Raw genomic sequence first — 14,318 nt, 5'->3', positions numbered from 1 at the left:
AAAAAGAAAAAGGGAACTATCAAATGAAAAAAATATCACATTTACTTATTGGGGCATTTGCTTTTGCAGCGGTTTCGTTCGCTCAAGCCAGTACCTTGGTGATTAACTCAGATCAAGCGGATCCGGCGCCTAAAAAAGCGTTTCAAGAAGTGATTCAAAAATTTGAGGCCGAAAACCCTGATATCAAAGTGAAATATAACCTATATGATAAAGAAGGTTATAAAACAGCCATTCGTAACTGGTTGGCAACAAGTCCTCCAGATGTTGTATTTTGGTATGCGGGTAACCGCATGAAAACATTTGTTGATCGCGGCATGTTTGAAGATGTGAGTGACATTTGGAAAAAAGAAGATCTGAAAAAATTAATGCCTTCTGCTACTGCGGCGATGACGATTAAAGGCAAACAGTACGGTATACCATATACTTATTACCAATGGGGTATTTACTACCGTAAGGACATTTTCGCTAAATTAGGCCTAGACGTTCCAAAAACTTGGGATGAGTTTTTAGCTGTAAACGCTAAGTTAAAAGCGAATGGTGTAACACCTATTACGATAGGGACTAAGTACTTATGGCCTGCGGCAGGTTGGTTTGATTACTTAGATCTACGTGTGAATGGCCTGAAATTTCATATGGACCTAATGGACGGCAAAGTGGCTTACACTGATCCACGAGTTCGTAAGGTATTTCAATACTGGGACGAGTTGGTTAAACCTGGTTACTTCTTGGAAAACCACGCGTCTTATTCATGGCAAGAAGCGCAACCTTTCTTGTATAACGGTAAGGCTGCTATGTACTTAATTGGTAACTTTATCACGCCTAATTTCCCGAAAGAATTAGATGGAAAAATTGGTTTCTTCCAATTCCCTATTATCAATTCTAAAGTACCAGTGGCTGAAGATGCACCAATGGATACTGTTCATATTCCAACACGAGCTAAAAACAAAAAAGACGCGCGTAAATTCTTAGAGTTTATGGCACGAGCTGATAATCAGACTTTGGTTAATGCGGCGTTATTGCAAATACCAACGAATATAGACGCTCATGCTCCAGATAATGTGTTCCTAAATGATGGTGTTAAAATGCTTAAAGCTGCTTCTGGTACATCGCAGTTTTACGATCGAGATACATCGCCTACTATGGCTCGTGAAGGCATGAAAGGTTTCCAAGAATTTATGGTGAAACCTGATCGTTTAGACGCTATTTTGAAACGCCTTGAAGGTGTGAGAAAACGCTCTTTTGATGTGAAATAATTGTTATTGGTTAGAAATTTTTAGAATTGTATTTCTAAATACATAGTAAAAAGCCCGCTAGTGAAGAGACTAGTGGGCTTTTTTATTGCCTTAAACAAGCGTTTTATCTTTTGGGGATAATTAAAGAGAGATCTTGCTTGAAGAGGGTGATTAGGCAAATATCACGACACACAGCACAGTGTGTAGTGGCATAGTAGGCCGTGATATCTATGCCACTACAATCATTATAAATTATGATTGCTTAGAATTTATAAGTGACAGAAAGGTAGTTAGATACTCCCGTTGATCTCAAGCTAGAAGAGTCTCGGATGCCGTAAATATTTTTATAAAGTTTCAGACCGTACCCAACCGCATAGCGTTTAGAGTGCCAGTAAATCCCCTGAAATGTTGCACCACCAGAACTTGCGGTGCTGTATTGGCTTTTTAATCCAAATTGATAGTCAAGATACCCTTGATACGCGATAAAAGAACCGTTATCAAACGTTTTCACAGGCTTGAACCAGTTCGTAGAAAATTGATAGCCATTCCAGTCATCACGGTTATTCGTTTCATCGTAAAGTGCGTATAGATTCATGCCTACTTTGCCTAGCCATGGCATCTCTACATCCGCACCTAAGCCAACGAAATAATTGTTTACAGCATATGTGCCATAACCACCATCTTGGTTAAATAGTGTGGAGATGTATAATTCCTTAACAGGGCCGAATGAAAGGTCTTTACCAGTAATGCCATCCAGTGAGAATCGAGGGTTAAGTTTCAGAAACATTTTGTCTTTGCCATACTTATCACTGTCGGCATCGTTAGTGATATTGAAAACGTCAAGGTATCCGTATAAATCTACAATACCTGAGCGCCCGCCAAATTCCATTTCTAGGTAGTCATGACTATTTTTCCCTGGTAGCTCATTAAAAGCATACATCAGGTTAAACTGCTTCCAAGAGTAATCGTTTTTATGAATGTCATCGGAATAATCAGTTGCTAAGGCGGTTGTCGTTGCGGCTGCCATGCCTAGTGCCAAAAGTAATTTGCGCATTTTTTTCTCCATTTTATGTGGATATTAGTATTTGAATATATAACCAACTGGTCAAAATTAAGACCTTAATGTGGATGTTACATCGTTTTTTTGTCATTACAATGGCAATTTATGTAAATAAAATGATGCCCTTTTTTAGAGAGATTTTGTTCTCAGTGCACCAATAGGCTGACGTTAGAATTTGTTTTTTTATTCTTAAAATTCAAGTCATTACATTTTTTTAAAAAATAAATAACGAGTAAATGTTAGCTTTTGGTGCACTTCAGTTGAAAAATAATTTTGAATGTTTTTTTTAAAAGTTGTCCTAGTGGACAATTTTTCAAACTTACAGTCAGGAGCGAGGTGCATCTATAAGTAAATAACAGGTTTTAGAAAAAGCTGTATTTCGTTATTATTGATTGCTCTATGGGTTGGTTTATAAAGGTTGTGTTATATGTCGTTAAAAATTGGTTTTGTTGCGTTAAGTGGTGTTCTTATTTTAAGTTCATCTAGTGCTTTTGCTTTCAAGGATTATTGCACTCCTAAGCTAAATACGTATTTAGAGACGGTACAGCAGACAGTAGATTCCAAATATGTGCCAGCTAGGCAAAAGGAAGTGGCTCAAAAAATATTGGATAGAGTGAAATCAAGCCGAAATGAAACAAAAGACTGTGTGTTACTAGACAAATTTTTGCCATAAGGCGTCACTTACATTTTTATACGTAATAGCGCTGTATGCCTAATGTGCTTATTCTATTATTGATTTATCAAAATGGAGTGTAAGTTGGCATGATTGCGTTAATTTCAGCATTGAAGAGCTCAGGGCGTTTTTTGAATATGCGTTCAGCCGCTATTATTTTTGAAAATAGTAGTGTGTTGGCAAATGATCAAGATACGCAAATGGTGCAACTAATAGAGTCTTTTCGAGACTCATCTTTGACGTCTGACCTTACTGTCGAAAGTCTTGCAGATTCGCATGATCAACTAAATGCCTTCTGGAAAGGTATTGTATCCCACGGAAGTATCATAGTCCGGCGACTTGATGATCGAGGTGCTGAGGCTGTCTATTTGATGCTTTTCAATAAAAATGAAAGTGTCGGTTTTTCTGATGAGTTTTTTGATGATTTATATTTTTTAGCAAATAGTTTGAAGCAGCTTATTTTGGTGAATACCACTAAGCAGGATTTCACGCCATTTTTTGATCATTATGATGATCTGCTTGAGTTTGCGGATGATAACTCAAGCGCCATTGCTATTCTTGATGAGCAGTTTCGCTTTCGATTCGCTAATAAAAAACTCATAAATAACTTTAATTTACCCCTCGACGAGGTAATGGGCAGGCACATTTGTGACCTCCTTGGCGAGAGGGTCTATTGTGCAGTAAAGAGTGATTTAGACTCAACATTAAGTGGTTTAAAAACATCGTTTCGAGTTGAGTTACAAGGTGCTTTTGATGCTGAGGGGCTTGTGTTAGAAGCTATTTGTACGCCTAAGAAAAATAACGGCCGGATTGTAGGCTTGTATCTTGTTGCTCAAGATGTAACAGCACAACGAAAAACATTAAAAACACTGCGAGACCTTCATCAGATCACGGCTAATTCCACGACAACTTTAGAAGAAAAGTTACAAAGTATTTTAAGTGTTGGTGTCTCTCAATATAATTTACCTTTAGGGATTATCAGCTCGATCAAAGATGAAGCCTATACAGTAGAGTTTTGTATTTCCCCAAATAATGAACTTTCTCCCGGTATGGCGTTTAATTTAGGCCATACGTACTGTGTGCATACCTTCAATAACGATAGACCAACCTTTTTTCATCATACAGCCAAAAGTACGCTCAAAGATCATCCTTGTTATCAAAATTTTGGCTTGGAAGCCTATATTGGCGCAATGATTAAAATTGATGGTGAAAGCTGGGGTACGCTTAATTTTTCCAGCCCTAACCCTAAAGTAGAATTGTTTAGTGAAGATGATATTGAGCTTATGAAACTACTCGCTCAATGGGTAGGTAATGAAATAACTCAAGACAATGCTCTGAAAGAGCTAAAAGCCTCGGAGCGTCAACAAAGCCTGTTACTTAATTCAGCCCATGATGGTTTTCTTGGTGTAAATTTGGAGGGAGGAATTGTTTTTGCTAACCAAGCGGCCAGTCATATAACAGGTTATCGTTTAGATGAGCTATTGGGGCAACACTATCACGATATGCTTCATCATTCTCATCTTGATGGTCGGCCTTATTTACTTGAAGAGTGCCCGTTTAATCGGACGTTGATAACCGGCGAGAGTAGCCAGTCACTGGCAGAGCCTTTGTGGGGGAAGGAAGGTGTCTTTATTGGTGAATATAATTGTGTCGCCATGAAGGACGGCGATAATCTGGTTCAAGGTGCTGTCATTACTTTTCAGGATAGAACTAAGCAGTTTGAAATTGAACAAGAAGTGTTGGAGCAGAAAAAGCTCTTTGAATCTTTATTTGTGGACGCCCCTTCTGCGATTGCATTGGTCAATAATCTTCGCAAGGTCGTTATGGTAAACCCTGCATTTTGTGCTCTTTTTGGGTATTCAGCCGAAGAGGTTGTGGGTCAAGATACTGCTATGTTGTATGCAGATCAAGGTGATTATGCTCGTATTGGTGCTGAGTGTTATGCAGAAAATAGTACTAATAGACAGCCGGTAAACCGCATTGCTTACAGAGATAAAAGTGGTCGTATTTTTTACTGTGAGACCGCTGGAAGCATGATTAAAGGGAAAGACGGTAATGTCGAAGGTTATATTGGTCATATGACAGATATTACTAGCCGACTTCAAGGCGAGCAGGAAGCATTAAGAGCAAATCAGCGCTTTACCATGGCCTCAAATGCCGCTGGCATAGGGGTTTGGGAATGGGATTTAAATACATATGAGCTGGTGTGGGACGATTGGATGTATCGTCTTTTTGGCGTACTTAAGGAAGAGGTAAGTGATCCATATAGTGTCTGGTTGCAATTAATCCACCCTGATGATGTTGCCATGTTAAGAGATAAGCTAGAAAAGTTTATTCAGGGCGTAGGCAGTTATGATACAGAGTTTCGGATAGTGCGTTTAGATGGTCAAATTCGGCACTTGAAGGCAAAAGGTATTTTGGAGCGTAGCCTAAATGGCCTGCCATCAAGGCTAATTGGAGTGAATTTAGATATTACGGCGCAAGTCGAAACGGAGGTTGTTCTTCGTAAAGCAAGTCATGAAGCAGAAATGGCGAATAAGGCAAAAAGCAATTTTCTGGCAACGATGAGTCATGAGATTAGAACGCCACTTAATGGTGTATTGGGTATGGCTGAGCTGCTTTCACATTCTACTTTAACGGATGAGCAGGCTTCGCAGCTGGTTATTCTTCAGGAGTCTGGCGAAAGTTTGTTGGAATTAATTAATGAAATATTAGACTTTTCCAAAATAGAAGCGGGTCAACTAGCGATTGAAAATGTCGACTTCAATCTTGAAAAAACGATTTATGATGTGGTTCGCTTATTAATAGTTAGTGCAGAAAAAAAAGGCTTAGATTTATTAGTTGAGTATACAAGTCACACGCCTAAGCGCTTTGTTGGTGATGCTTTTAGAATTAAGCAGGTATTAATTAATCTTGTTAGTAATGCGATTAAATTCACTCATCAAGGTCAGGTTGTTGTGAGTGTTAGGTCACAGGCCGATTTACTTGGAAGCATCAGCCTTTCTATAGAGGTAAGGGATTCAGGTGTTGGCATTGCTGCCTGTGTTCAAGACTCCTTATTCAAAGCTTTCACGCAACAAGATTCTTCAACAACGCGTAAATTCGGTGGAACTGGACTTGGGTTGGCCATTACTAAGCAGTTAGTCGAATTAATGGGCGGCAGTGTGGTGTTGCAAAGTGAAGAGGGTGTTGGTTCCTCTTTCACTGTGTCGCTTGTGTTGATGGAAAGTTATGTCAAAGAATCTCCCGAAAAAGTGGATCTTTCTCGGTGGCGAGGTGCCAAAACATTAGTGGTGGATGATAATGCGATTAATTTGATGATTTTATCAAATCAATTATTAGAGCTTGGTATTCAGTGTGATCAAGAGCTTGATGCGCTGCATGCTTATCAGAGTGTGGTCAATGCAGGGCATGAAAAGAAACCCTATGACTTAGTTATCTTAGACTACCAAATGCCAGAATTAGACGGTTTAGAATTGAGTCGCCGTATTCGAGAGCAAAGTCTTGATAACTATTGTCCTGCAATCATTATTGCATCTTCGTCCGGGCGTTTAAATCGAAGTGATCTACAGGAGGCTGGTGTGAATGTTTGTTTGACCAAGCCTGTGGATAATCATTCTTTATCTTTAGGTCTTAGCGCAGCACTTAATAGTCAAGTGATAGGAAAGCAAATATCTTACTTTGAATTTGGTGAGCGAATGGTACAACCGCTAGAAGAAAACCATCAGCAGTTTTCTGGAACTGTGCTTATTGTTGAGGATATGAAAGCTAATATTGCTGTTGCTCGAGGTCTAATTGAAAGAATGGGGCTCGGTATTATTGAGGCTGAGAACGGGGAAGTAGCGGTGCAAAAGTGGAAGGCTTATCGGCCTGATTTGATTCTGATGGATTTACATATGCCGGTAATGGATGGTTTAACGGCTATGCGAGCAATTCGAAGCGCAGAGAAAGGGTCGACTGATAATAAAAGAGTACCTATCTTTGCATTGACGGCAGATGCGCTTAATGAAAGGTTGTCTGATGTGGAATCAGCCGGTGGGGATGGCTTAATTGCTAAGCCGTTTAAAACACAGGATCTGGTGCGAATTTTCAAAGAACTCTTTCATCAGAAAGAGAGTCTGGTTAATTCAGATGCCAAAAGCGAGTTAGGCAATGATTGGCAAGAAAGCAAAGAAACTAGATTAGATCTAACAGTATTAGATGAATTAAAGGATGTGCTAGGCGACGATGTGAGTATGTTGTTTGATGCGTTTTATGAAGATGCAGACTCTATTGTTATGATCTTAGAAAAAGAAAATAAGAAAAAAACATCGCAGGTGGATCTAGATGTAGTTTCTAGAGCGGCCCATAGTATGAAGTCCATTTCTCAAAATTTAGGTGGGCGAGGGTTGTCTGCTCTTTCTGCACAATTAGAAAGCATAGCTCGGCAGGGAAAGGTTCAAGGTGTTCACTCGTTAATCATCTTGTTGGTAAAAGAGTACATGCTATTTTCTGAAGTGCTTAATAAAGAACGATAAGGTTTTATGAATATACTCATTGTTGATGATACGAATGCGGATCGACTTTTGCTGAAAATGTATTTGTCTAAGTTGAAGCATAATGTGATTGAAGCGGCGAATGGAGAGCAAGCCATTACCCGGTATATCGAAGGTGCTGATGAACTTGATCTCATCCTTATGGATGTGCAAATGCCTAAAATGGGTGGCTTTGAGGCGGTGAGTGAAATTCGCCGCATTCAAGAGTCCCGCAACTTAGAGTGGGTGCCTATTATCTTTTTGAGCGTAAGTGCTGAAGTGGATGATATTGAAGAAGGTATTCATAATGGGGGAGATGATTATTTAATTAAACCCATTCATCAAAAGGTATTGGTTGCAAAAATGTTAGCCATGCAACGAATTGCTGATATGCGACATCGCCTTCTTATTGCGAATGGTATTTTAGAGAGCCAGGCGTCAATAGATCATTTGACTGGAATACTTAATCGTCGAGCTTTTGAAGCAGTGTTAGATAAAGAGGTCGCACGCTCACAAAGATTGTCGTCTTCCTTTTCTCTTGCTTTGTTTGATTTTGATTACTTTAAGCGAGTTAATGATGAGTATGGCCATGATGTTGGTGATATTGTTCTGGTTGAAATAGTAGATAGAATCTCTAAAGGGTTGCGTACTGATGATGTAGTAGGGCGTGTTGGAGGTGAGGAATTTGGTGTCTTTATTTCTAATGCCGTTGGTGATGGTGCTCAGTTGGCTTGTGAGAGGTATAGACGATTAGTCGCTGAGCGTCCAGTTGTCTATAAGGGCGTCAGTATTCCAATTACGATTAGTATAGGGTGTGCTGCATTCAATGTAGAAACGGATTCAAAAAAATCGATCTATAAAAAAGCGGATGTTTGTTTATATGATGCGAAGAGGACAGGTCGTGATAGAGTGGTATATCAGGATTAAGGTGTACTTATTCAAAAACATTAAAAAATAAACATGTAAAATGCCCGTATTAGCGGGCATTTTGCTTTTTATTGCAGTAGGGAAGAAATATCCAATAGGTTAATGTCGTTTCTTTTAGTAAACTTTTAGGTCTTAGTGCAAAGTAGGTGAATTATGGTAAGTCGACCGTCTTTAGAAACGGCTACAGCATCGGACCCTGATCGCTTTGTTGAGCCTTTGGAGTTGGGGAAGCGAGTGAAAGAAATTCGCTTAACCAAAGGGTGGACGTTAGAGGAAGTCAGCAAAAGGACAGGGATTGCGCGATCTACTCTTTCTAAAATTGAGAATGACCAGGTGTCGCCGAGTTTTACTATTGTTCAAAAGCTGATTAAAGGGCTGGGAATGGATTTGCCTCAGTTGTTTGTTGAGGCTAGTGAGCATTCGATTGCAGGGCGTCGTGATATTACACGCAAGGGCAAAGGAGAGCCGCACCCGACAGCGACTTATGAACATGAATTGTTAAATTTTTCCATCAGTCGAAAAAAAATGGTGCCATTTAAAACGAAGGTGCGAGCAAGAAGCTTTGATGAATTCAAAGAGTGGGTTCGTCACGATGGGGAAGAGTTTTTGTTGGTGTTAGAAGGAAAGATTAATTTTTTCTCTGAGCTCTATGAGCCAATTGAATTAAAAGAAGGGGACAGTGTGTATTATGATGCAAGCATGGGTCACACTGTGGTATCGACATCTATTAAAGATGCAGAAATTCTCTGGGTCGTTGCTCGATAGAGATCAACGCCAGAATAATAATAGATAAATAAAAAGGTTTTAAACGTTATGAATCAATGGAATCCAGCCAGTTGGAGAGAAAAAACCGCATTGCAGCAGCCAGTGTACCCAAGCGCCGAGCATTTGGCTCAGGTAGAAGGCACACTTGGTAAAATGCCACCTTTGGTATTTGCTGGAGAAGCGCGTCAATTGAGGTCAGCCTTATCTAAAGTCGCAAAGGGTGAGTCCTTTTTGCTTCAGGGTGGAGACTGTGCCGAGAGTTTTGCTGAATTTCATGCCGATAATATTCGCGACACATTCAAAGTGATGTTGCAAATGGCGGTGGTACTGACCTATGCCGGAAAATGCCCAATCGTTAAGGTAGGGAGAATGGCGGGGCAATTTGCTAAGCCGCGCTCTGCAGGCACTGAAACTATTAATGGGATTGAGCTGCCAAGTTACCGTGGCGACATTATCAATGGCATTGATTTTACCGAAGCAGCGCGGGTGCCAGATCCTGAGCGTTTAGTTCAGGTTTATAATCAAAGTGCGGCAACCATGAATCTGTTGCGTGCCTTTTCTCAAGGTGGCTTTGCAGACCTTAATCAAGTACACCAATGGAACCTGGACTTCTTAAAAGCCAGCCCTGCGGGCGAGCGCTTTCAAGGCATTGCCGACAAAATAGACGATGCGATGCAGTTTATGCAGGCGTGTGGTGTTGGTAGTGGTATGGCTCAGCTGCAAGAGACGGAGTTTTATACGTCTCATGAAGCCTTGTTGTTGCCGTACGAACAAGCGTTGACTCGTCAAGACAGCTTAACTGGCAATTGGTATGACTGTTCTGCTCATATGCTATGGATCGGAGATCGCACTCGTCAGCTAGATGGTGCGCATGTGGAGTTCTTACGAGGCGTAAATAACCCTATTGGTGTTAAAGCGGGTCCAACAATGGACCCTGAAGACTTATTGCGCCTGTGTGATGCCTTAAATCCGAACAATGATCCAGGTCGTTTAAATATCATTGTTCGTATGGGTGCCGATAAGGTAGAAGAAGGTATGCCTAAGCTGATTCAAGCCATTCAAAAAGAAGGCAAAGAAGTGGTTTGGAGCAGTGACCCCATGCACGGCAACACAGTGAAAGCGAGCTCAGGCTATAAAACTCGTCATGTGAATCATGTGTTACGTGAAGTTCAGCAATTCTTCCAAGTGCATAAAGCAGAAGGTAGTTATGCTGGTGGTGTGCATTTTGAAATGACCGGTCAGAATGTCACTGAATGTGTTGGTGGTGCGTTTCAGGTGACAGAAGAGGGACTTGCGGATCGTTATCATACGCATTGTGATCCACGTTTGAATGCGGATCAGTCTCTAGAGTTGGCATTTATGATTTCGGATACGTTAAAAAAAGCGCGTGCGTAAGTGTGTTGTTCTGAGGTGAATGCTGTTTTGCATACCTAGACAAAAAAAGCCCAGTGAATAAATATTCGCTGGGCTTTTTAATGTGCTGATCAGTCAGAGCGAAGCTCTTCGACTCTATAGTCTAGCCTTTACGGCGACGGAAAGAAGATGTAGCGGTTTTTGATGTGATATCAATTTTCGCCATAATCATTGCCATCTCTTCAGCTTCGGCTTGTTGTTGCGCTTTCAGCTTGTCTTCGCGTTCCTTTTTAGAGGTTTTCTCTGCTTCACGAAGCATGCGTTGCATGCTTGCTTTGCTTTTAGGGCGCTCGACTTTTGTTATGTCAGAGGGTTTTGTGGGGTCTGCTGCTATAGCGGTCGATGCAGGAGAGTCTAAACGATCTTCACCTATGAGCTCACCAAAAAAGGAGCGAGCCGTCGGCTTCGGTGCAACTTCTTTTTTTATTGGTAGCTCAATTGACTTTTTTACAGCGGCCTTGCGTGTTTTCTTAGGCTGCTCGGCAGTAGAGACGCCGTTTGCGTCAAACATAGCCTTTTTGCCAAAACTTAGACCAGCTGACTTTGCTGTTGTTTGGCCAATTTTATAACCGCGTAGACTTTCTCCGTTATAAATGGAGACGTAGTCTTTTTCTAATTCGTAAAGCTCTTGCTTATCTTCTGTTTCAAAAAGCTCTTCGACAGCAAATGCACTTATGTCATGCTCTCGAATGTCATCATAAAGTGGGAAATCCAGACCTTCATTCGCTGCTTCAACGTATTGTTCAAAGCGTTGAAAACCGCTATTGAAAGACGTGCCAATGTAGTGTTTACCGGTGATATTATTTGTGATTTTAAAAACGACCAAAATCGCTGCCTCTTACTTAGTATCTTTTGAATAGCACACAAACCCGATTTGCTAATGGTTGTCCGAAAGCGAATCAGGTCTATAGAAAAATAGAATTTAGATTTTTACGACGAGATTTAGTCCGTCGCGGACGTTGAGGTGAACATTTTCGACTCGGTTATCTTGCGCAATTAATTGGTTTAAATCATTGACGGCGATGTCGCTATTCTCTTTAGGGTCTAGGACTCGGCCCTGCCATAAAGAGTTATCAATGATTATTAACCCACCTTTACTTACGAGTGGTAATACCGCTTCGTAATAATTAAGGTAATTACGCTTATCTGCGTCGATAAATACTAGGTCAAAAAGACCTTCAAGACTTTGGATTGTATCTAAGCCAGGACCAAAAATTGTTTTAATTTTGTATCCGTGCGGACTACGATCAAAAAAAGACTGAGCAAACTCAATTGCTCGGGGATTGGTTTCACAGCAAATAATCTCACCGTCACTTGGCATGCCTTCAGCAATAGATAAAGCAGAGTAACCGGTAAACATACCGATCTCTAAAGCGCGCTTAGGTTGCTTTATGGTGGTAAGAATCTTCAAAGTACGGCCAATGATTTTGCCAGACAACTTATTAGGGTATCCCATGTCTGAATAGGTTTTATCAACCAATTCAATGAGAAGATCTGGTTCTGATTGAGTGGTGTCAATGCAGTAGTTGTCGAGATGGTTAAGATCCATAAGGCCTTTCAATGATTTATTTTGTTGCGAAACAGCCGACAATTTTACCCTGACCGACGAGAATGTCTATGGTTAAAAAAAGAAAAAAGACTTGATTTTAAACTATTCTCTTTTGTTGGTTTTTTCACTGATTGTAATTGGTAAATAAGCGTTCGCAAGATATCTGTAAAAATGCTATTTTAGGCGCCTTAAATTGACATGTGCTCTTTGGTATGGAGCACCACTGACTCCAATAGGAGAAAAAAATGCCTGTAATTACTTTGCCTGATGGCAGCCAACGTACTTTTTCTAACCCAGTTACTGTTATGCAAGTGGCTGAAGATATCGGGCCGGGTCTTGCGAAAGCAACGATTGCTGGTCGAATTAACGGTACTTTAGTCGATGCCTGCGAACTTATTTCTGAAGACTCAGATGTCAGTATCGTAACGGGAAAAGACCCTGAAGGGGTTGAAATCATTCGTCACTCATTCGCGCACTTGGTTGGACACGCTGTAAAGCAATTGTTCCCAACGGCAAAAATGGCGATTGGTCCGGTTATTGATGATGGGTTTTATTACGATATTGCGTATGAACGTTCTTTTACCCCTGAAGACATGGCGGCGATTGAAAAACGCATGGCTGAGTTGGTAAAAACGGACTACGACGTTGTTAAGAAAATGACGCCAGTTGCAGAAGCTCGGGCTGAATTTGAAGCGCGCGGTGAGTCTTACAAGATCTCTTTGATAGATGGTTTGGATGACTCGGTAGAAAATGTTGGCTTGTATTACCATGAAGAATACGTCGACATGTGTCGTGGGCCTCACGTCCCGAACACTCGCGTATTACGCCACTTTAAACTGATGAAGTTGGCAGGCGCCTATTGGCGTGGTGATTCCAATAATGAAATGCTGCAGCGTATTTATGGCACAGCATGGAATGACAAAAAAGAATTAAAGGCGTACTTGACGCGCATTGAAGAAGCAGAAAAGCGTGACCATCGTAAGTTGGGCAAAAAGCTTGATCTGTTTCATGTGCAAGAAGAAGCGCCAGGTATGGTGTTCTGGCATCCTAAAGGCTGGAGCTTGTACCAAACAATTGAGCAGTACATGCGTAACAAACAGCGTGAGAACAATTATCAAGAGGTGAAAACCCCTCAGATTGTTGACCGCGTGTTATGGGAGAAGTCTGGGCACTGGGGTAAGTATCATGAAAACATGTTTACGACTCACTCAGAGAACCGTGATTACGCGGTGAAGCCAATGAACTGCCCATGTCATATTCAAGTGTATAATCAAGGCTTGAAAAGTTACCGTGACTTGCCGTTTCGTATGGCTGAGTTTGGTTCTTGTCACCGTAATGAGCCTTCTGGTGCGTTACACGGTATTATGCGAGTGCGAAACTTTGTGCAAGATGATGGCCATATCTTTGTTACGGAAGGCCAGATTCAGCAAGAAGTATCAGAATTTATCGATTTGTTACACGAAGTGTATGCAGACTTTGGTTTTGATCAAATTATTTATCGTTTATCAACTCGTCCGGAGCAGCGTGTTGGCTCTGATGAAGTGTGGGATAAAGCGGAGAAAGCCTTATCAGATGCATTAAATGTCGCTGAATTGGATTGGGAAGAGTTGCCTGGTGAAGGGGCTTTTTACGGACCTAAGATCGAATTTTCTCTGAAAGACGCGATTGGTCGTGTTTGGCAGTGTGGTACGATCCAGGTTGATTTCTCAATGCCGACTCGTCTGAATGCGCAATATGTGTCTGAAGATGGCTCTCGCCAAACACCGGTTATGTTGCACCGTGCCATTGTTGGTTCGTTGGAACGATTTATCGGTATTTTGATCGAAGACACAGAAGGTGCCTTTCCGGTCTGGCTAGCGCCTGAACAAGTTGTTATCATGAATATTACAGATCGTCAGGCAGATTATTGTTCTGATTTGGAAAAAAGATTAAATTCAAACGGCTTTAGAGCGAAACTTGACTTGAGAAACGAGAAGATCGGGTTTAAAATTCGCGAGCATACTCTTCAACGCGTACCTTATATGATCGTAGTTGGGGATAAAGAAGTGGAGCAGCAACAAGTTGCTGTCCGAACTCGTTCCGGCGAAGATCTTGGAGTGATGAGTATTTCTGATTTTGAAGATTTGCTTAATAAAGAAGTAGCTCGCTGTAGTCGTAAACAAGAAATGGAGAAATAGCTATAAAA

Annotated in this window: 10 protein-coding genes; 7 read left to right on the top strand and 3 right to left on the bottom strand. The window is 41.0% G+C overall.

Features of this window, described 5'->3' with window-relative positions; genetic code table 11:
• The first annotated feature begins 23 nt into the window (after positions 1 to 23).
• Positions 24 to 1,253 (top strand): ABC transporter substrate-binding protein, encoded by a 1,230-nt coding sequence (locus V6259_RS02765; RefSeq protein WP_341583227.1) that lies wholly within the window; start codon positions 24 to 26, stop codon positions 1,251 to 1,253.
• A gap of 241 nt (positions 1,254 to 1,494) precedes the next feature.
• On the opposite strand, the gene V6259_RS02760 is transcribed toward V6259_RS02765, so the two are convergent.
• Complete coding sequence (locus tag V6259_RS02760; RefSeq protein WP_133011209.1) at positions 1,495 to 2,286, bottom strand: nucleoside-specific channel-forming Tsx family protein; 792 nt, start codon at positions 2,284 to 2,286, stop codon at positions 1,495 to 1,497.
• A 433-nt stretch (positions 2,287 to 2,719) separates the two neighbouring features.
• On the opposite strand from V6259_RS02760, the gene V6259_RS02755 reads away from it, so the two are divergent.
• The 5 genes from V6259_RS02755 (at position 2,720) to V6259_RS02735 (ending at position 10,566) form a co-directional block, all read left to right on the top strand.
• On the top strand, positions 2,720 to 2,965 hold the full coding sequence (locus V6259_RS02755) for a hypothetical protein (protein ID WP_341583226.1): 246 nt from the start codon (positions 2,720 to 2,722) through the stop codon (positions 2,963 to 2,965).
• 89 nt (positions 2,966 to 3,054) lie between these two features.
• The gene (locus V6259_RS02750) at positions 3,055 to 7,482 is read left to right on the top strand and encodes a PAS domain S-box protein (RefSeq protein WP_341583225.1); all 4,428 of its coding nucleotides are present in this window, start codon (positions 3,055 to 3,057) and stop codon (positions 7,480 to 7,482) included.
• Between the two features lie 6 nt (positions 7,483 to 7,488).
• Complete coding sequence (locus V6259_RS02745) at positions 7,489 to 8,406, top strand: GGDEF domain-containing response regulator (protein WP_341583224.1); 918 nt, start codon at positions 7,489 to 7,491, stop codon at positions 8,404 to 8,406.
• A gap of 153 nt (positions 8,407 to 8,559) precedes the next feature.
• Entirely contained in the window at positions 8,560 to 9,171 is a 612-nt protein-coding gene (locus V6259_RS02740; protein ID WP_341583223.1) for a helix-turn-helix domain-containing protein, read from the top strand.
• Between the two features lie 48 nt (positions 9,172 to 9,219).
• Entirely contained in the window at positions 9,220 to 10,566 is a 1,347-nt protein-coding gene (locus V6259_RS02735) for a class II 3-deoxy-7-phosphoheptulonate synthase (protein ID WP_341583222.1), read from the top strand.
• 121 nt (positions 10,567 to 10,687) lie between these two features.
• On the opposite strand, the gene V6259_RS02730 is transcribed toward V6259_RS02735, so the two are convergent.
• Both V6259_RS02730 and V6259_RS02725 read right to left on the bottom strand, forming a co-directional pair.
• Positions 10,688 to 11,410 (bottom strand): GIY-YIG nuclease family protein, encoded by a 723-nt coding sequence (locus V6259_RS02730; protein ID WP_133011215.1) that lies wholly within the window; start codon positions 11,408 to 11,410, stop codon positions 10,688 to 10,690.
• Positions 11,411 to 11,506: 96 nt separating this feature from the next.
• Complete coding sequence (locus V6259_RS02725) at positions 11,507 to 12,133, bottom strand: O-methyltransferase (protein ID WP_341583221.1); 627 nt, start codon at positions 12,131 to 12,133, stop codon at positions 11,507 to 11,509.
• A 245-nt stretch (positions 12,134 to 12,378) separates the two neighbouring features.
• Here V6259_RS02725 and thrS point away from each other — a divergent pair, with 245 nt between their 5' ends.
• Positions 12,379 to 14,310, top strand: coding sequence for a threonine--tRNA ligase (thrS, locus tag V6259_RS02720; RefSeq protein ID WP_341583220.1), 1,932 nt, complete (start codon positions 12,379 to 12,381; stop codon positions 14,308 to 14,310).
• Positions 14,311 to 14,318: the final 8 nt, after the last annotated feature.

Origin of the sequence: Marinomonas sp. TI.3.20 (genome assembly GCF_038155025.1) — a bacterium.
Lineage (GTDB): Bacteria > Pseudomonadota > Gammaproteobacteria > Pseudomonadales > Marinomonadaceae > Marinomonas > Marinomonas flavescens.
Note: the sequence above shows the minus strand (reverse complement) of the source record. Positions and strands in the feature narration are given on the sequence as shown.

Bases quoted from the DNA above. Each gene is read 5' to 3' on its own strand.
- V6259_RS02765 (WP_341583227.1), top strand. From the start codon at position 24: ATGAAAAAAATATCACATTTACTTATTGGGGCATTTGCTTTTGCAGCG.
- V6259_RS02745 (WP_341583224.1), top strand. From the start codon at position 7,489: ATGAATATACTCATTGTTGATGATACGAATGCGGATCGACTTTTGCTG.
- V6259_RS02740 (WP_341583223.1), top strand. From the start codon at position 8,560: ATGGTAAGTCGACCGTCTTTAGAAACGGCTACAGCATCGGACCCTGAT.
- V6259_RS02755 (WP_341583226.1), top strand. From the start codon at position 2,720: ATGTCGTTAAAAATTGGTTTTGTTGCGTTAAGTGGTGTTCTTATTTTA.
- V6259_RS02735 (WP_341583222.1), top strand. From the start codon at position 9,220: ATGAATCAATGGAATCCAGCCAGTTGGAGAGAAAAAACCGCATTGCAG.
- V6259_RS02725 (WP_341583221.1), bottom strand. From the start codon at position 12,133: ATGGATCTTAACCATCTCGACAACTACTGCATTGACACCACTCAATCA.
- V6259_RS02760 (WP_133011209.1), bottom strand. From the start codon at position 2,286: ATGCGCAAATTACTTTTGGCACTAGGCATGGCAGCCGCAACGACAACC.
- thrS (WP_341583220.1), top strand. From the start codon at position 12,379: ATGCCTGTAATTACTTTGCCTGATGGCAGCCAACGTACTTTTTCTAAC.
- V6259_RS02750 (WP_341583225.1), top strand. From the start codon at position 3,055: ATGATTGCGTTAATTTCAGCATTGAAGAGCTCAGGGCGTTTTTTGAAT.